Genomic DNA, 20,159 nt, shown 5'->3' on the forward strand with positions numbered 1-20,159 from the left:
TTGGTCTAAAAATCTATAAACCTAAAGATTTTCTTTTCCCTTAAAACTTTGTAATATTATGTTTTATATGGAAGCATATAGGGTGTTTTGTGGCCCTTCAAAACTATTCATCTAAAAACCACGTTCATAAATAGATAACCTTTTTAGAATGAACAGTGACATTGTTAACCTTAAATGTTTGTTATAGTACATTGAAAATACATTTAGAACTCATTATCGTGCTTCTTGCCACCTCCTTTGCTTTTTCTCAAAACAAAATTGAGATGCAAGCCGTTTTTGATGTCCCCAATAAAACAATCAAGGTAAAACAATACATTGCTTGCCAAAACACCTCAAAAGACACCCTAAAAACCATCTACCTGAACGATTGGAATAATAGCTACTCAACTAAAACAACACCGCTAGCCACTCGGTTTACAGAAGAATTCAACAATAAATTTCATTTTGCTAAAAGTGAAGAGCGAGGCTATACTATTGTAACCTCTGTTAAGGATTCCACTGGTGTTGAGCTTTCTTACGATAGGCTGAAAGACCACATTGACGTTCTAAAAGTAGACCTCCAAGAACCGTTGGCCCCAGGAGAAAGCTACAATATCATCCTAAATTACAATTTATTTGTTCCTAATAACACCTTTACGGGCTATGGGGTTTCGGATGCTATGGATTTCAACCTTAAATATTGGTATTTGGCTCCTGCCGTTTATGATGGCCAATGGCATTATTATAGCAACAAAAACCTAGACGACTTCTACACTCCTCCTGCCGAACTAACCTTGGAAATAGTACATCCAAGAAATTATGCTCTTATTTCAGAATTAAATACCATTTCCCTACAGCAAACCGACACTACACAGACTGTCGTTTTGAATGGAAAAAACCGAGTAAACACCAATTTTGTTTTAACTAAATTCCCCAACTACAAATATGTAAAAACCGACAACGTCACCGTTGTCACCAACATAGAAGACGGCGGTTTAAAACCTCATGAAAGAGCTTTGATCGTAGACAGAATCATCAGTTTCATGAACGATAACATGGTCCCTTATCCACATGAACGCCTTTTACTTACGGAAATCGAGTACAAAAAGAATCCTCTCTATGGACTCAACCAATTACCCAATTTTATAAGGCCCTTCCCTGATGGATTCCAATATGAATTGAAACTATTAAAGACAGCTCTTAACAATTACCTTGAAAATACGCTTTTGGTTAACCCCAGGGACGACTACTGGTTAAAAGATGGTGTACAGGTTTATTTCCTGATGAAGTACATAGAGGAGTATTACCCCGACATGAAATTTTTGGGAATGTTGGCAGATATTTGGGGGATAAGGGCCTTTCATGCTTCCGATCTTAAATACAATGAGCAGTACAATTTGTTTTTTATGCAAATGGTACGTACCAACAGAGATCAACCACTAACCATGCCTAAGGACTCCCTTTTAAAGTTCAATGCAAATATTGCCGGAAAATATAAAGCTGGGGTAGGCTTAAAATATTTAGGGGATTTCATCCAACCTGAAGTTTTGGAGCAAACAATCTCTCAATTCTTCGAAGACAACCAGCTTCAACTTTCGGATTCCGAAGATTTTGAAGCCCTATTGAGACAAAATACCTCCAAAGACATAGACTGGTTTTTTGAGGATTATATTAGCACTAGAAAGAAACTGGATTTCAAAATTAAAGATGTAAAGCGCGAGGACGATTCCATTACGCTTACCATCAAAAACAAACGTCATAACAAGATGCCAGTATCCTTTTTTACCTTGTCCAAGGATAGTGTACTTAGTAAAACATGGATCGAGAATATCCACGGTGATAGAACGCTAAAAATTCCAGAAGAAGATGTTGATAAACTTGTTTTGAACTACGACAAAGTCATCCCTGAAATCAACTTAAGAGATAATTGGAAATCTCCCAAAGGCTGGTTTTTCAACAACAAACCTTTACAGATTCGCTTGTTCAAAGACATTGAAGACCCCAACTACAATCAGGTTTTCGTGATGCCCATTATAGAATACCGCAACATTTACGATGGCTTAACGCTGGGCACCAAACTTTACAACAAGACCTTATTGCGAAAACGGCTCAATTATAAATTGTCCCCAAAATATGCCACGCATTCTAATATTCTAACGGGATCTGCATCTGTATCTTATGCACACCAATTAGAAAACAAGGACCTTTACAATATCACCTATGGTTTGCATTACAGCTATTCATCCTTTGCTAAGGACGCCTTTGCAACCATATTTACGCCGTCCCTAACCTTGAGTTTTAGAGATGACAAAAACTTCAGGTCCAATAAATCCCAGTACATCAACCTTCGGTATATAGATATTTCCAGAACTCAAAAGGATCCTAACATCGTCTTGACTGAAGAACCGGATTATGCCGTTTTCAACATACGTTACATTTACGCCAACCCCGGTTTGGTAAATTATTCGAGGTGGTATACCGATTTTCAAGCGGCCGATAAATTTGGGAAAATCGCCATTAACTACGAGTATAGAAAACTCTTTGAAAACAACCGACGGTTTAATTTAAGATTCTTTGCAGGAACCTTCATTTACAACAATAACTCTGAAGATTCCAATTACTTCAATTTTGCATTGGATAGACCTACCGACTATCTTTTTGATTATGATTATCTGGGCCGGTCTGAGCAATCAGGGATTTTTAGCCAACAGATAATTATTGCGGAAGGAGGCTTTAAATCAAAACTAACTCCAGCCTTTTCAAACCAATGGATGACAACCATGAACTTTAGTACCACACTTTGGCGCTACATCGAAGCTTATGGAGACATTGGCTTTGTAAAAAACAAGTATCATGAACCTCAATTTGTATACGACTCCGGTATTAAACTAGACTTGGTAACCGACTACTTTGAAATCTATTTTCCAATATATTCCAATTTAGGATGGGAAATCGCACAACCCCGGTACGATCAAAAAATACGCTTTAAGTTTACGGTAGACCCACAAGCCCTTTTAGGTTTGTTCCGCAGAAGATGGTTTTAATGAATTCTTAATCAAAATGCATTTTTTTGCATTATTTTAATTATTTTACATAAAAACCATATTTTTCTTATCAAATCACCAAAACTATAACACATTCTATGGTTGTAAAGATTGGAAAGATTACCTAAATTTGCAACAACTAAAAAATCGACACTATGCAAACTGAACCTAACACTATACAAGACATAACCTTTGATGATTTTAAGCAAGAAGTTATCAACGATTATAAAACTGCTGTTACCAGCAGAGAGTGTAGTTTGCTAGGAAGACGAGAGGTACTTACTGGTAAAGCCAAGTTTGGAATTTTTGGAGACGGAAAGGAAGTTCCTCAGTTAGCTTGGGCTAAAGCGTTCAAAAATGGAGACTTTAGATCTGGCTACTACAGGGATCAAACCTTTATGATGGCCATTGGCGAATTGACTGTTCAACAATTTTTTGCCGGTTTGTATGCCCACCCTAGCCTTGAAGCCGACCCAATGTCTGCTGGTCGCCAAATGGGAGGCCACTTTGGTACCCATAGTTTGGATGCCCAAGGAAATTGGAAGGACTTAACCAAACAAAAAAACTCAAGTGCCGATATCTCTCCAACTGCAGGTCAAATGCCACGTTTGTTGGGATTGGCGCAAGCTTCCAAAATTTACAGGAATGTTGAAGGTATTGACACTACTAACTTTTCGGTAAAAGGAAATGAAGTAGCATGGGGTACGATTGGTAATGCAAGCACCAGTGAAGGCCTATTTTTTGAAACCGTGAATGCCGCTGGTGTTTTACAAGTACCAATGGTAATAAGTGTTTGGGATGACGAATACGGGATCTCTGTACACGCCAAGTATCAAACTACCAAGGAAAGTATTTCAGAAATCTTAAAAGGATTCCAAAGAGACGAAAACGGAAATGGTTACGAAATTCTAAAAGTAAACGGTTGGGATTATGTAGCCTTGATTGAAACCTATCAAGAAGCCGCACGCATTGCCAGAGAAGAGCACGTTCCTGTGTTGATTCACGTTTTGGAGTTAACTCAACCACAAGGGCACTCTACTTCAGGATCTCACGAGCGCTACAAGAGTAAAGACCGTTTGGAATGGGAGAGCGAACATGACTGTATTTCAAAAATGCGCGACTGGATGCTAGCAAACAATGTGGCAACGGAAGAAGAATTGCGTGAGATTGAAAAGACCATAAAAAAGGACGTTAGAAATACAAAAAACTTGGCTTGGGACGCTTACCTAAAACCTATAAAGGAAGAACAACAACAAGCTATAGCCCTGCTTAACCAATTGGCCAACTCAAGCCACAACAAAGCTTTTATAATCAAATTGGCCAATGACCTTACAGCAGTTAAAGAACCTATTAGAAAGGATGTCATTTCTGTTGCAAGAAAGGCGTTGCGCTATGTAATTTCAGAAAACACTCCTGAAAAAACAGCGCTTCAAAACTGGATCAACAACTTCTTTGAAGAGGTTCAGCCTAAATACAGTTCACACCTATATTCAGAAACTGCAAAATCAGCATTGAATATTAAAGAGGTTGCCCCTAATTATGCTGATACTGCAACCGAAGTGGATGGCCGTTTGGTAATCCGAGATAACTTCGATGCTATTTTCAACAAATATCCAAATGCCTTAATTTTTGGTGAAGATTCTGGAAATATTGGAGATGTTAACCAAGGTCTGGAAGGCTTACAGGAAAAATATGGAGACCTTCGTATTTCTGATGCAGGAATCAGGGAAGCCACTATTTTAGGGCAAGGTATTGGAATGGCCATGAGAGGTTTAAGACCAATTGCCGAAATCCAATATTTGGACTACCTAATGTACGCACTTCAAATTATGAGTGACGATTTGGCTACGCTACATTATCGTACTGCAGGTAGACAAAAAGCACCTTTAATTGTGAGAACCCGTGGCCACAGACTGGAAGGTATTTGGCACTCTGGTTCCCAAATGGGAGGTATCATCAATTTGGTTCGCGGTATGCATGTGTTGGTGCCACGTAACATGACCAAAGCTGCTGGTTTCTACAACACTTTACTTGAAAGTGACGAGCCTGCTTTGATTGTGGAATGCCTAAACGGATACAGACTTAAAGAAAAAATGCCAGAAAACCTTGGGGAGTTCAAAACACCTATTGGTGTCGTGGAAACCGTTAAGGAAGGTGCAGATATTACTTTGGTGTCTTACGGATCGACTTTAAATATCGTAGCCCAAACAGCTAAGGATTTGTTGGAAGTTGGTATCGATGCTGAAGTTATTGATGTACAGTCATTGCTACCATTCGATTTGAACCACGACATCCTAAAAAGTATTCAAAAAACCAATCGTTTGATGGTCATAGACGAAGATGTTCCCGGAGGTGCTTCATCCTATATTTTGGATGAAATTTTAAATACCCAAAATGCATTCCAATATTTAGACAGTCAACCGCAGACCTTAGCAGCAAAACAGCACAGACCTGCCTACGGAACCGATGGCGACTATTTCTCAAAACCTTCTGCCGAAGACATTTTTGAAGCGGTTTACAACATGATGCATGAAACAAACCCTACAAACTTCCCTAGTTTGAGATAAACAATTTATTATCAACTTTATATACAAAACCTTTTAGGACTTCCTAAAAGGTTTTTTTATATTTATAAGGAACTCACATTCCTTGTATGCTTACTCAACATGACAAACAGCGGTTAAGAAGCACTATTTTTAGGCATCTTGACGGTATTGCTACGGCTACCACTGCCTATGCATTGCATGAAAAGGGTGTGCTCAATAATATTCTAGAACAGCAACAAGTAGGTCTAGAACAACTTACAATAAAATTCAAGGCCAATGAGGGCTATTTAAATGTGGCTCTGCGAATTCTTTGTGCGCAAGGCTGGCTGAACCAAGAACCAATAACAAAGAACAATACCATTCACTACGCTATTAATGACCAAAGTGAAAAGGCTTTTCAACTCATCCCATTGTACAAAGAAGCTGTTCAACTTCTATCTTATTCCGTGAAATTTCCAGAGGAACGCATTGGTCCGGATGCCTTTTTAGCATTGGAACGTATTTTCAAGAACTACGAAAATCATTTTGGATGGGACAAGCCTTCAGAAGATAGTCTAGAATTCCAAATTCTGAAACATATTGAAGGTGTGATAGTGGCTCCTATTATTGTGCTGATGGGAGTTCGTGGACTATTCCACAAATACTTTATGGAAGCCTCTTTTACTGCAGAAGAATACCATAGAAACCCTGAAAGTTTTAAAAAGATCCTTGACTTTTTTGCCTATTTGGGATGGTTTACCAAAAAAAAGAACACTTATCAATTTACTGATACAGGTCTGTTTTTTGCCAAGCGAGCCACTGCTTATGGCGTTACCGTATCCTACCTCCCTACCTTTATAAATCTTGAAGAGCTTATTTTTGGAAATCCCCTCATCTTAAAAACCGATAATATAAACGAAACGGAAAAGCATGTAGACAGAGAAATGAATGTTTGGGGCAGCGGTGGCGCCCATTCCACCTATTTCAAGGTCATAGACGAAGTGATTATTGAGCTGTTCAACAAACCAATCGATGAGCAACCCAAAGGAATTTTAGACATGGGCTGTGGTAACGGAGCTTTCCTTCAACATATTTTCGATGTCATCGAACACCAAACCCTAAGGGGAAAAATACTAGAGGAACATCCTTTACTTTTGGTTGGTGCCGACTTGAACCAAGCTGCATTGAAAGTCACCCGGGCCAATTTAATTTCTGCCGATATTTGGGCCAAAGTGATTTGGGGCGATGTGGGCAGACCAGATTTATTGGCTCAAGATCTAAAAGAAGATTATGGTATTGATTTGGGGGATTTGCTGAACGTAAGAACCTTTTTGGACCACAATAGGATTTGGACAGCTCCACAACATCCCACCCAAAGAACCAGCTCTTCTTCGGGTGCCTTTGCCTACAGAGGCGAACGCCTTGAAAATAGCCTAGTGGAAGATTCACTCTTGGAACATTTTCAACGTTGGAAACCCTATGTGGAACGTTTTGGGCTTCTCATTATAGAATTGCACACCATCGCTCCAAAATTGATTGCTAAAAACTTAGGTAAAACTCCTGCAACAGCATATGATGCCACTCATGGCTATAGCGATCAATATATTTTGGAAATTGATATCTTTATGGCATTGGCAAAGGAGGCGGGATTGATTCCGGTTGCACAATACGCCTCAAAATATCCAAATAACGAGTTAGCAACCGTTAGTATTAATTTATTTAAAGGCGTTTCGTCCTGAGTTTTTTATGAAGAAACCACAATTAGACCTTGCATCATTAATTTTAAGAGTCGTATTTTCAGGGTTAATGCTTACCCATGGTATTCCAAAGATTCCTAGGTTATTTGCCTCACCCATTGAATTTGCGGACCCGATAGGTTTGGGAGCCACCACTTCCCTAATATTGACCTTGATAGCCGAAGTTCTCGCCCCAATATTTGTTATTTTAGGTTTCAAAACTAAACTAAGTAGTATCCCTATAATCATCACAATGGCGGTTGCCGCCTTTATTGTGCATTTGCAAGATCCTATTGGCAACAAGGAAAAGGCCTTATTGTATCTTACCGCCTATATCGTGATATTTTTAATAGGACCTGGCAAATATTCATTAGATAACCAATTGAAAAAATGAGCACTCCCGACAACACACCAAAATTGATCACTCGTGACTGGCTGGCCATTGAGCGTACCAAACTTGCCAATGAGCGCACCTTTTTGGCTTATTTCAGGACCGCAATCGTGTTCTTGGGAACAGGCATTACCATTTTGAAGATTGAACTGTTCAATAGCATGAAGCCCTTTGGCATCATCCTTATTACTGTTGCACCTATAATCCTTACTATTGGGATTGTCCGCCTAATTTATGTAAGGCGATTGATTAGAAAACACTACAATGTTTGATTAAAGATTATTTATGCACACTGAAACCGTTTCAAACATCAAAAAAGAATTGCAGCACCGAAGCCATGAAGAGCTTACCAACCTATGCCTTCGTTTAGCCCGCTTTAAAAAGGAGAATAAAGAGTTACTGACCTACCTGCTTTTTGAATCGCATGACGAACAGGGCTATATCAATGCTGTAAAAATGGATATGGACACCCAATTTGAACAGATCAACACCAACAGTTATTTCTACATAAAAAAAAGCGTGCGCAAAATTTTAAGAAGTGTTCAGAAGTATATTCGCTATTCCCTTAAAAAAGAAACCGAAGTAGAATTACTGCTGTATTTCTGCCATAAACTAAAGGACTTTAGCCCTTCTATATTTGAAAACGTCACCTTAAACAATCTATTCGAAAGACAAATCAATGGGCTCAAAAAGAAAATTTCCGTTTTGCACGAAGACCTGCAATACGACTACACTTTAGAATTGGAAGCGTTAATGGAATGATTCAATACCAATTATTCTTTCAATTTAAATCCACAAACAAAAAAAGCCAATGCAATTGCACTGGCTTCATCACTAAAGGCGTAATCTTTCGATTACAACTTAACAACTTTTATTGTTACGGCATCCAATTGGTCTGCCTTTAAATTCAAGAAATATACTCCAGAATTGAACTGGTTCAATTCAATTTGAAACTCGTTAGTATTGCTAAATTGATATTGCCCTACCACTTTTCCTGTAATAGATACCAATTGTGCCTCTACTGTTTGATAAACGCCGTTTAAAGCAACATTTAAGTTTCCTGAAGTTGGGTTTGGGTACACCTTCAAACTGTCCATTAGGTTATCTTCAATACTTAACGCATTAATGTCAACTTCCATACACTCTGAAGTCGTAACGCAACCTGCCACGGTAATTTCTACAGCATAGTTACCGGAGGATTCAGGAGTAAAAGTTCGTTCAGTAGCCCCTTCTATAGTTGCATTTCCATTATCACAATCAACCCATTGATATGTCGCCAACAACTCCGCAGGAGTAGTATCTTCATCATTTTCTTGAGTCGCCGTTAAAGTAGTTCCATCCAAACTCAATACACTATGACCGATTACCCAGTTTGAAGTAGTTCCTGTTAAAGCAAAATTGGTTAAGGTCCCTAAATCTCCTGTAGGGCTTTCATCGATAGCATCCACAACACCAGTATTATCACCGTTAGGAGTTCCTACACTAAAAGGATAATACGCCACCAAGCCTGCTTCATCCCCACAAAGTTTTGTATACATTCTACTTTGAATTTCCTCTTGTGTCAATACTCTGTTCCAAATTCTGAACTCGTCCATATCACCCTCAAAATTCTTGCCTCCTGTTATCTTATCACCTATTCTAAGATCATCGCTTGTCGAAAGGATATAGGCATATTTACTTAAAGTGGCTTCTGCATCCAAATTTCCGTCCACATAAAATTTAACAGAATGCTCGGTCGAAGTAAAAGATTCAAAAACTACAGCCACATGATGCCAAACGCCATCATTTACAGCAGTGACGGCATTTACAGCCCCCGCTCCAACTTCAAGCCTTAAAGCATTATTATCTCTTATATTAAATGTAAACCGATTCCCTGCATTATTCTTACCCCAATCGCTAATCACACTTTGATTACCCTCCGAGTTCTTAGTGGTTCTAATCCACACTTCAACAGTTCTAGGATTGGTAGCTGTTACCGGAATTACATGTCCTTGAATATAATCATCAACCCCATCAAAATGGATTCCTGTTTGTGCATTCGACATTAAAAACGAGCCCGCAACAAAAGCAGACATCGCTAATTTCTTGTGTAATTGTTTCATCATAATTTGGAGTGTTATTTTTTTTGCAAAAGAAGTACTTTCCTCCCTATAGAAAAGCTTCGAACAAACCGATTAACCCTTATTTAACCTTGCAAATTTCCTAGGCTATAGACCATTTCGATTTAAAAAATTTATTCTATGAATTTCTTGATATTTCTTTAAAACAATCTTATAATTTCTGCTTGAATTTTCTTATCAACTTTCTGTATATTGCCGGTCAGTTTAACTAATCAATGCCCCTAAACCCCATGAAACCTATTATTTTATTAGCACTTGCTATGTTCTCCACAGTCCTTACCGCTCAGGTACAGACTGGTAAAGCCTCATTTTACGGCGATAAGTTTGAAGGACGCTTAACGGCAAGTGGAGAGCCCTATTCCCACAAGAATGCTACGGCAGCCCATAGAAGTTTGCCTTTTGGCACCATGTTAAAAGTCACCAACCTTGCCAACAACAAAACGGCCTATGTCAAGGTGAATGACAGAGGTCCCTTTGTAAGTGGCCGCATTATTGATTTGTCAAAGTCTATCGCTGAAAAATTGGATTTTGTAGCCGCCGGAGTAGCCGATGTAGTTATAGAAGTATTGGACGCGGGAGATTTGTCTACACCAAATTCAGAAGCAACTGTTAGTACAGCACCAGAAAACACTTCCACGATTTCTAATCCAATAACAGCAGCCCCCATAGAATCGGAGTTTTACGAACTTACGATTGACAGAGTAAAACCAGATTGGATTGGTGTACAGATAGGCAGTTTCCAAGAGCTGGCCAATCTTATTCGTTTGGCAGATAACTTAAAGGTAAGTTATCAAAAAGAAGTTACCGTTCAGGTAAAAACCATTAATGGTGTAAAAATCTATTCCCTGATTCTTGGAAAATTCAACACCCGTAGTAAAGCGGAACATTTTAGAGATCGTGTTGAGGAGAGATACCCCGACTGTTTTATCGTGAATCTTACCACATCATAGAGCATATATTCAACATACAAAAAAAGAAAGCCAATGCAAACGCATTGGCTTCTTTATTAAATGTAAATTCTCTCAACTACATTTTAACAACTTTCATGGTTACCCCTTCCAATTGCCCCGCCTTTAAATTCAAGAAATACACTCCTGAATTAACATTGCTAAGATCCAAGGAAAAACCATTGGTATTGCTGAATTGGTATTGTCCAACTACTTTCCCTGTAATAGACACCAATTGTGCCTCTACGGTTTGGTAAACACCATTTAAAGAAACATTTAAGTCCCCTGAGGTTGGGTTAGGATACAATTGTAAACCTTGTGCAAAAACCTCATCATCTATCCCTAAGGAATCATTTTCATAATAAACCGTCACAGACATTTCCACACATCCCCCAACGGTAATTTCAACCGCATAATTACCCTCTTCTGAAGGCGAAAATGTCTGACCTGTCGCCCCTTCAATTGGCGCATGTCCATTATCTATATCCACCCATTGGTAAGAAGCATCTGCTTGGTTGGCTGTAAATGAGGTTTCCCCTTGAGTAATTGTAATATCGATGTCATTAGTTACATATCCTTCTACAAAATTTGAGGTCCAAGCTACATTCATTCCAAAGTTATGCAGTTCATTTACATCTGAAGGCGACACTTCATTTATAACCGTTGTAACAGCAGAGTTATCCGCACCAGGTACTCCCTCGTTTAATTTATAGTAAGCTATTAATTCTTCTGGGTACTCACAAAGTTCACTATTCATGTTCTGCTGAATATCACCTTGGGTTCTCGCTACATTCCAGATTCGCACATCATCAATAGTTCCGTTATACCCTGTATTCTCTGGGTTTCCGGCTCTAGCTCCAATTTGAATAGGAGCCACATTGGAGGTATTAGTTCCTGTACCTGTAAAATTCCCTTGAGCTTCTATCACGCCATCCAGATATAGTTTATATTGATTATTTTCCAAAGAAGGATCGTAAGTTACGGCAACATGATGCCATCCCAAAGGATTGTAAGTACCTCCCGTGATCTTATTTTCTGCCCCTCCCCCTGCTGCTATTTCCAAATAACGATCTTGAAATTTAAAGGTGAAACGAGGCCCTCCTGCTTCTGTTGGAGCTCCACCACCCCATTCTACAATAATATCCTGACCACTACCAGAGTGATCTACCCAAGCCTCAACCGTTCTCGCAGAATTACCCTGAGGTCCATATAAATCTGTTATGATATAATCACCATAACCATCAAAATTCAACGCTGTTTGCGCATTTGCCGTTAACATTGCAGCCGCAAAACCAGCCGACAACAACCACTTTTTGTGTATTCTTTTAATCATAATTTGAGTTAATTTATCTATAAAATAACTTAAACTAATCATAAACACTTGGGGTATTACCCACGCATTAACCCTCTATTAACTCTCTAAAAACAATAAGTACGTTCAGTCTCAATGTGATAAACAAACCTACTTGACCCCTACAAAAAAGCCAACCCTTTCAGGTTGGCTTTTCACATAAACACATTACACAATTACATCTTTACCACTTTAACAGTTGCAGTATCTAATTGATCTGCCTTAAGGTTTAAGAAATAAAGCCCCGAATTGAAATTGTTAAGATCGATTGAAAATTCATTGGTATTAGTGAATTGATATTCCGCTACCACCTTCCCTGTGATAGACACCAATTGAGCATCTATAGTTTGGTACACGCCATTTAAGGTCACGTTCACATCTCCAGAAGTTGGGTTAGGATACAGTTTTAAACTGTTGGCAAACAAGACATCTTCCACGCCTAATGAAGCAACTTCGATACATTCCGATGTAGTGGTACAACCATCTACAGTGATTTCCACCGCATAATTACCTGGGGTTTCAGGCGTAAACGCTTGAGCCGTTTCACCTTCAATAGCTGTATTGTCATTATCACAATCAACCCATTGGTATGTAGCAACAAGCTCTGTTGGAGTCGTCTCTGAACTTCCTTGACCGGCAGTTAACGTACCTTCAGAAGCGGACACCAACCCATGGCCTTCCACCCAGTTGGAAGTCTCTCCTGCAAGTGCAAAATTATTTAAGGTTCCTATATCTGCTGTTGCACTCATATCATTTGCAGTCGTCATTCCTGCATTATCTGTACCTGGAGTTCCTTCTGCAAAAGGGTAATAGGCAACAAGCCCTGTTTCATCTCCACAAAGCTCTACATGCATTCTACTTTGAATTTCTTCCTGAGTTAAGGCATAATCCCAAACACGTACCTCATCCATATCTCCTTCAAATAAATTATCCCCCAACACTCTCATTCCTAACCTCAATTTTACCGAGGAACCTGTATAGGCATAAGCACCATTGTTCATATTCCCTGAAATATCCAAATTACCATCCACATATAAATTCACCCTATTACTGGCGCCATTGTCATAAGTAACCGCCACATGATGCCACTCTCCATCATTCACTGCTGTAGTCCCATTGATTCCTCCTCCTGTAACTTCCAAGCGCAAGGTATTGCCCCATAAAATATTAAATGTAAATCTTTTATTACTGCCTGAACTATCACCCCAATCACAAATCACACTTTGATTTCCGTCAGAGTCCTTAGTAGTCCTTATCCATGCCTCAACAGTTCTATCTCCAGACCCCGTAACTGGTGCCACAGTGCCCTGCACATAATCATCCACTCCATCAAAATGAAGCCCAGTTTGCGCATAAGAAGTTAACATTGAAGCTGCGAAACACGCAGGAAAAAGCAATTTTTTACGTAGTTTTTTTGTCATAATTGTTAAAATTTAAGTTGCCTAAAAATATTTTGATTCTTAAAAAAACTTAGGAAAGAAATCGCGATTAACCTTAATTTAACTTCAAAAACCACCCAACAAATTGAAACTTAAAACATAACAAAAAAAGCCAACCTAACAGGTTGGCTTTTCACTTAAACACATTACAAAAATTACATTTTTACAACCTTAATAGTCACAGCATCCAAGTTATCTGCCTTAAGGTTTAAGAAATACATTCCAGAATTAACATTGTTCAACACTATAGCAAATCCATTGGTATTACTGAACTGATATTGTCCAACCACTTTTCCTGTGATCGATACTAATTGTGCCTCCACGGTGTCATAAACACCATTTAAAGTCACATTAAGATTTCCTGTAGTTGGATTAGGATACACTTTCATGTTATTCATTAAAGTCTCCTCAACTCCCAAGGCTTCCACTTCCACAGCCACACATTCTGAAGTGGTCATACAACCATCAAGTGTAATCTCCACGGCATAGTTTCCTGAGGCCTCAGGCATAAAGGTTTGAGAAGTCGCTCCATCTATTGCAGCGCTATCATTATCACAGTCTATCCATTGGTATGTAGTTTCCTCATCGGCTTGATTAGCTGTTAATGTAGCATCTGTTAATAATACTAAATCACGGCCTCCTCCCCAGTTGGAAGCATCACCTGATAAGGTAAAATTGTTTAACACGCCATCATTTCCTGAAGGACTCATATCATTGGTAGTTGTCATGCCTGCATTGTCAGTCCCTGCAACACCCTCACCTAATGGGAAATACGCTACAAGCCCTGTTTCATCTCCACAAAGCTCTATATTCATTCTACTTTCAAGATCGGTTTGTGTTAAGGCATAATCCCAAACACGAACCTCATCTATATCACCTTCAAATAAATTATCATCTAGCACTCTTTTTCCCAATCTAATTCCCGTTCCATATTGCGGTATACTTATCGAGGTATTATTAAAATTCCCTGTTGCATCCAATTCACCATCAACATAAAGAGCAACTCTATGAGGCGAACCTGTTGGATCATATACTGCAGCCACATGGTGCCACTCACCATCATTAACAGGTGTAGTTCCAGATACGCCGCCTTGCCCAACTTCCAAACGCACACTGTTACTCCAAAAAAGGTTTAAAGTAAAGCGCTGAGCAGGATACGGATTTCCCCAATCGCAAATCACACTTTGTCCATCCCCTCCATCTCCGGAAGGTAAGGAATTTTTAGTAGTACGCACCCAAGCTTCTACAGTACAGGCATTATTACCAGAAACAGGAATACTCGGACTCTGCACGTAATCATCTACCCCATCAAAGTTAAGCCCTGTTTTTGTATATATAACCGGTTCTACAACAACAAAGTTTATTGTTTCCGACATATCTGTACAACCATCAAATGTGATTTCCACTGCATAATTCCCTCCTTCGGAAGGCGAAAATGTTTGATTGGTTGCCCCATCAATAGTCGCGTATGCATTGTCTACATCTACCCATTGGTACACTGCATCTGCATGATTGGCCGTTAAAACAGAACCATCATTACTAACCGTAGTATCAATTGTAGACACGGCAGTCAAGGTTGCTCCAGAAGTCCAATTGGAGGTCGCTCCTGCAGACAGTCCAAAATTTGTCAAGGTTCCGTCATTTCCACTAACCATATCTGTAGCAGTTACCACTCCCGTATTATCGGCATCTGCCACACCATCATTGAATTTATAATAAGCTACCAAACCAGAAGTTCCGGAACATAGCTCGGTATCCATATCTGCAAGAATTTCAGCTTCGGTTCTAGCGACGTCCCATATTCTTACTTCGTCCATTTTACCACCGAAATACATAACATTACCTCCAGAAACACGATTACCAATACGAACATTCGTATAACCTGAAGGTGTATCCACAGTTGATAAATTCGCCGTGGCAGCTTCTTCACCATTAATATATATATAACCCGTACCATTATTTAAAACAAAAGCTACGTGCGTCCACACATCTAAAGGTACAGAGTCTGGATTGGTTCCCATATTTGCATTTGTACCGCCAGAAACAAATTTTATACTGTTATCATCTTTAACAAGAAACGTATTCCTTGATCCAACATCACTAGTGCCATAATCTAAAATCCCATAACTTGAGGAAGGCACAGGAGATGGCACATAAATCCAGGCTTCAAACGTCCTGTTTGCCGAACCAAGTACGCCAGCAAACGAGGTTTGGATATAATCATCCGTACCATCAAAATCTAATGCTGTTTGCGCATGTGATGTTAACATAGAAGCTGCGAAAAATGCAGGTAAAAACATTTTTCTGTGTAGTTTTTTTATCATAATTGTTAAATTTTAGTTGTCCTTAAAATTATCTTAGACCTACGGAAATCATTGAGCAAACACACCTTTTAACCTTAATTTAACCTTCAAAAACCACAACATATTGATTATTAAAAAGAAACAAAAAAAGCCAACCTTTTCAGGCTGGCTTTTCGCTTAAATACATTACAAAATTACATCTTTATCACTTTAACTATAGCAGCATCCAGATTGTCTGCCTTAAGGTTTAAGAAATAAAGCCCCGAATTGAAATTGTTTAGATCTAGTGAAAATTCATTGGTATTGCTGAATTGATATTGTGCTACCACTTTTCCTGTGATAGACACCAATTGTGCATCCATAGTTTGGTACACGCCATTCAACGTCACATTTACATTTCCAGACGTTGGATTTGGATACAATTTTAAACTGTTGGCAAACAAAGTATCTTCTACTCCTAATGACTCAACCACTACCGCCATACAAGTTGAGGTTACCATACATCCTTCACTATCTGTAATTTCAACCGCATAGGTTCCCGATACTTCTGGTGTAAACGACTGCCCTGTGGCGCCATCTACAGCCGTATTTCCATCTGCGCAGTTAAACCATTGGTAAGTAGCTCCTGTCTCAGTAGCCATTAGCGTAGATTCGTCCAATGTCACCGTATCATCAACTGAACTTGTAAGCGTAGGGCCTGCAACATAATTGGATGAGGAGCCACTTAAAGCAAAGTTGTGCAATGTTCCATTGTAGCCATTTTTAAGCTCGGACACTGTAGTAATATCTGAGTTATCAGTTCCAGCATTTCCTTCATTGAATTGGTAATAAGCCACCAAGCCATCTTCATTTCCACAAAGGGCCACATCTTTATTATCGGCAATCTCTGTAGCAGTTCTAGCAACATTCCAAACACGTACCTCTGCTATTTTCCCATCGAAATAGGTTGTTGGATCCAAATCATTTCTCGCCCCAATCGCTATATTATTGCTTCCAATGGCTAAATCATTACTCCCAATATTGCCCTGAGTATCCAACACCCCATCCACATATAATTTGTATTTATTAGAGGTCAAGGAATTGTCATATACCACAGCTACATGGTGCCATTGAGAGTTTGTTATGTAATCGCTTCCGGTTAATCCACCACCACCTATTTCAACGCGGATATAGGAAGATCCAGGATTAATTTTAAATGAGAATCGGGTTCCTGCAGCCATAGTTCCCATTCCTACAATAAATCGTTGCCCAGAATCGTACGAGGCATTAATCCATGCTTCAACCGTTCTCGACGCATTGCCTTCTATGGAAGGAGCCGTGGTAGTAACATAGTCATTAGAGCCATCAAATTCCAAAGCATTTTGTGCATTGGCAGTTACCATGGAAGCTGCAAAAAACGCAGGTAAAAGCATTTTTTTGTGTAGTTTTTTAATCATAATTGTTAAATTTTAGTTGTCTTTAAAATTATTTAAGACCTCTAGAAATTTCACACCAAACATGTTCATTAACCTTAATTTAACCTACAAAAACCACAATGGATTGATTATTAAAAAGAAACAAAAAAAGCCAACCTTTTCAGGTTGGCTTTTCAAAATAAACACATTACACAATTACATCTTTACCACTTTAACTGTGGCAGCATCTAAATGATCTGCCTTAAGGTTTAAGAAATAAAGCCCCGAATTGAAATTGTTTAGATCTAATGAAAATTCATTGGTATTGCTGAATTGGTAGGTTGCAACCACTTTTCCTGTGATAGACACCAATTGTGCGTCTACAGTTTCATACACGCCATTCAACGTCACATTTACATTTCCAGACGTTGGGTTTGGATACAATTTTAAACTGTTCGCAAACATTACATCTTCCACTCCAAGAGCTTCCACTTCCACTTCCATGCATTCTGAAGTAGTGGTACAACCATCTACAGTAATTTCTACAGCATAGTTTCCTGTCGCTTCTGGCATATAAGACTGTTCTGTAGCTCCAACAATTACAGCGTTGGCATTATCACAGTCTACCCATTGGTAAGTCGCACCAGTTTGGGCAGCTGTAAGAGTATTATCAGATAAGGAAACCATTCCATGTCCTTCCACCCAATTGGAAGCAGTTCCACTATAGGCAAAACCATTTAAGATACCATTATTATCACCGGCAGAATCCATAGCAGTAGTTACACTAGAGTTATCACCTTCTGCTATACCTTCGTTTAGCTTATAGTAGGCTACCAATCCTGAAGTACCCACACAAAGTTCCGTATTCATAGTAGACTGAATAGCTTCTGCTGTTCTAGCCACATCCCAAATTCTCACCTCATCGATGATCCCATTAAATGGTATAGACCCACCTTCAACACGTTGACCAATTTTTAAGTCATCATTTCCGGAAGGTGTGTTAACTCCCGACAAAATACCAGAGGCTTCTTCTTCACCATTAACATACAAATACCCTGTACCATTATCTAAAACAAAAGCTACATGCACCCACTCCCCAAAAGTTAGAACTGAAGCATCAGTAGAAATATTTCCATAGCCACCACCTGAAATAAACTTCAAGCTCCCATCCCCATTTATTACAAACGTATTCCTAGTCCCCCCAGAAGAAGAGTTGGTTCCATAATCTAAAATCGCTTTGTTTCCACCAGAATAGTCAGAAGGCACAAAAATCCATGCCTCAAACGTTCTATCAATATCTGAAAGCACCCCAGCGTATGACGTTTGAACATAATCATCGGTACCATCAAAATTCAATCCATTCTGCGCATTGGCAGTTAACATAGAAGCTGCGAAACACGCAGGCAAAATCATTTTTCTGTGTAGTTTTTTTATCATAATTATTAAATTTTAGTTGTCCTTAAAATTATTTTTACTTGACATAATTCACCTAGCACACACAGTCTTTAACCTTAATTTAACCTCGATAAAACCCAAAAAATTGAGATTCAAAACATAACAAAAAAGCCAACCTTTTCAGGTTGGCTTTTCAAAATAAACACATTACACAATTACATCTTTACCACTTTAACTGTGGCAGCATCTAAATGATCTGCCTTAAGGTTTAAGAAATAAAGCCCCGAATTGAAATTGTTTAGATCTAATGAAAATTCATTGGTATTACTGAATTGGTAGGTTGCTACTACCTTTCCAGTGATAGACACCAATTGTGCGTCTACAGTTTCATACACACTATTCAACGTCACATTTACATTTCCAGACGTTGGGTTTGGATACAATTTAAGATTGTTGGCAAACATTACATCTTCCACTCCCAATGAAGACACCTCAATACATTCCGAAGTAGTGGTACAACCATCTACAGTAACTTCTACTGCGTAGTTACCAGCACCCTCTGGCGTAAAAGTTTGTCCGGTCTCCCCATCTATTGCTGCACTGTCATTGTTACAGTCTACCCATTGGTATGTAGCGACAAGCTCTGTTGGAGTCGTCTCTGAATTTGTTTGAGCCGCTGTTAACGTAGCTTCAGAAATGGATACCATTCCATGGCCTTCTACCCAGTTAGAAGTGGCTCCACTAGAAGCAAAACCATTTAATGTTCCATCATTACCTCCTACAGAATCCGTAACAGAAGTCACCCCTGTATTATCTGCTCCAGCAATACCATCGTTAAACTTATAGTAGGCCACCATTCCTGCGGTGTCATCACAAAGCTCAGTATTCATAGTAGACTTAATATCTTCCGCTGATCTGGCAACGTCCCAGATTCTTACTTCATCCATAGAACCCCCGAAAAACAAATCAGGAGTATTATTTCCCGCAACACGATTTCCAATGCGAACATTATCATTACCAGCAGGTGTATTTACATTTGATAAATTAGTCGATGCTTCTTCTACTCCATTGACATATAAATACCCTGTGCCATTATCCAACACAAAAGCTACATGCGTCCAAGCACCGAAAGGCACTGCATTTATATCGGTTTGAATATTTCCATATGTACCACCAGACACAAATTTCAATTGCCCATCAGCTTTTATAAGAAACGTGTTTCTTGAACCTCCAGAAGCAAGACCATAATCCAAAATACAAACATCTACAGAGGCATCTGAAGGTACATAAACCCAAGCTTCAAACGTTCTATTATTAGTCCCAAGCACGCCTGCAAAGGACGTTTGAATATAATCATCTGAACCATCAAAACTCAAGCCCGTTTGCGCATTAGCTGTTAACATCGATGCCGCAAAAAATGCAGGCAAAATCATTTTTTTGTGTAGTTTTTTCACCATAATTATTAAAATTTAATTGATTTTTTAAATGTAAAAACTACACTAAACCTACACACAAAAACCGCAACCGTTTAACCT

At 39.0% G+C, this 20,159-nt stretch carries 14 protein-coding genes; 7 read left to right on the forward strand and 7 right to left on the reverse strand.

Annotated elements, in window-relative coordinates; genetic code table 11:
* The first annotated feature begins 263 nt into the window (after positions 1–263).
* The 6 genes from ZA05_RS08260 to ZA05_RS08285 all read left to right on the forward strand — a co-directional run bounded on the left by ZA05_RS08260 (position 264) and on the right by ZA05_RS08285 (position 8,437).
* Positions 264–3,023, forward strand: a complete 2,760-nt coding sequence (locus tag ZA05_RS08260; protein ID WP_231632471.1) for a metalloprotease — start codon at positions 264–266, stop codon at positions 3,021–3,023.
* A 155-nt stretch (positions 3,024–3,178) separates the two neighbouring features.
* On the forward strand, positions 3,179–5,590 hold the full coding sequence (locus ZA05_RS08265) for a thiamine pyrophosphate-dependent enzyme (RefSeq protein WP_053991226.1): 2,412 nt from the start codon (positions 3,179–3,181) through the stop codon (positions 5,588–5,590).
* Positions 5,591–5,676: 86 nt separating this feature from the next.
* Positions 5,677–7,287, forward strand: a complete 1,611-nt coding sequence (locus ZA05_RS08270; RefSeq protein ID WP_053991227.1) for a class I SAM-dependent methyltransferase — start codon at positions 5,677–5,679, stop codon at positions 7,285–7,287.
* Positions 7,288–7,294: 7 nt separating this feature from the next.
* On the forward strand, positions 7,295–7,678 hold the full coding sequence (locus tag ZA05_RS08275) for a DoxX family protein (protein WP_053991228.1): 384 nt from the start codon (positions 7,295–7,297) through the stop codon (positions 7,676–7,678).
* Positions 7,675–7,947 carry a DUF202 domain-containing protein gene (locus ZA05_RS08280; RefSeq protein WP_053991229.1) on the forward strand — a complete coding sequence of 91 codons (273 nt, stop codon included), beginning with the start codon at positions 7,675–7,677 and terminating at the stop codon, positions 7,945–7,947. Before ZA05_RS08275 ends, ZA05_RS08280 begins: the two co-directional genes overlap by 4 nt.
* 13 nt (positions 7,948–7,960) lie before the next feature.
* Entirely contained in the window at positions 7,961–8,437 is a 477-nt protein-coding gene (locus ZA05_RS08285) for a hypothetical protein (protein WP_053991230.1), read from the forward strand.
* Positions 8,438–8,529: 92 nt separating this feature from the next.
* Here the strand turns inward: ZA05_RS08285 and ZA05_RS08290 are convergent, their stop codons facing one another.
* On the reverse strand, positions 8,530–9,780 hold the full coding sequence (locus tag ZA05_RS08290) for a LamG-like jellyroll fold domain-containing protein (RefSeq protein WP_082333721.1): 1,251 nt from the start codon (positions 9,778–9,780) through the stop codon (positions 8,530–8,532).
* 245 nt (positions 9,781–10,025) lie between these two features.
* Between ZA05_RS08290 and ZA05_RS08295 the strand changes: the two genes are divergently transcribed.
* Complete coding sequence (locus ZA05_RS08295; RefSeq protein WP_053991232.1) at positions 10,026–10,745, forward strand: septal ring lytic transglycosylase RlpA family protein; 720 nt, start codon at positions 10,026–10,028, stop codon at positions 10,743–10,745.
* A gap of 76 nt (positions 10,746–10,821) precedes the next feature.
* Here the strand turns inward: ZA05_RS08295 and ZA05_RS08300 are convergent, their stop codons facing one another.
* From ZA05_RS08300 to ZA05_RS08325, 6 genes are all read right to left on the reverse strand, one after another.
* A complete protein-coding gene (locus tag ZA05_RS08300; RefSeq protein WP_053991233.1) occupies positions 10,822–12,075 on the reverse strand; it encodes a LamG-like jellyroll fold domain-containing protein in 1,254 nt (417 codons plus the stop codon).
* A gap of 194 nt (positions 12,076–12,269) precedes the next feature.
* Complete coding sequence (locus tag ZA05_RS08305; RefSeq protein ID WP_053991234.1) at positions 12,270–13,514, reverse strand: LamG-like jellyroll fold domain-containing protein; 1,245 nt, start codon at positions 13,512–13,514, stop codon at positions 12,270–12,272.
* Positions 13,515–13,687: 173 nt separating this feature from the next.
* Entirely contained in the window at positions 13,688–15,856 is a 2,169-nt protein-coding gene (locus ZA05_RS08310) for a LamG-like jellyroll fold domain-containing protein (protein WP_082333723.1), read from the reverse strand.
* 173 nt (positions 15,857–16,029) lie between these two features.
* The gene (locus ZA05_RS08315) at positions 16,030–17,271 is read right to left on the reverse strand and encodes a LamG-like jellyroll fold domain-containing protein (protein ID WP_053991236.1); all 1,242 of its coding nucleotides are present in this window, start codon (positions 17,269–17,271) and stop codon (positions 16,030–16,032) included.
* Between the two features lie 174 nt (positions 17,272–17,445).
* Entirely contained in the window at positions 17,446–18,666 is a 1,221-nt protein-coding gene (locus tag ZA05_RS08320) for a LamG-like jellyroll fold domain-containing protein (RefSeq protein ID WP_082333724.1), read from the reverse strand.
* 173 nt (positions 18,667–18,839) lie between these two features.
* Entirely contained in the window at positions 18,840–20,081 is a 1,242-nt protein-coding gene (locus tag ZA05_RS08325) for a LamG-like jellyroll fold domain-containing protein (protein ID WP_053991238.1), read from the reverse strand.
* Positions 20,082–20,159 lie beyond the last annotated feature (78 nt).

Origin of the sequence: Mangrovimonas sp. TPBH4, assembly GCF_001280505.1 — a bacterium.
In the GTDB taxonomy this organism is placed as follows: domain Bacteria; phylum Bacteroidota; class Bacteroidia; order Flavobacteriales; family Flavobacteriaceae; genus Mangrovimonas_A.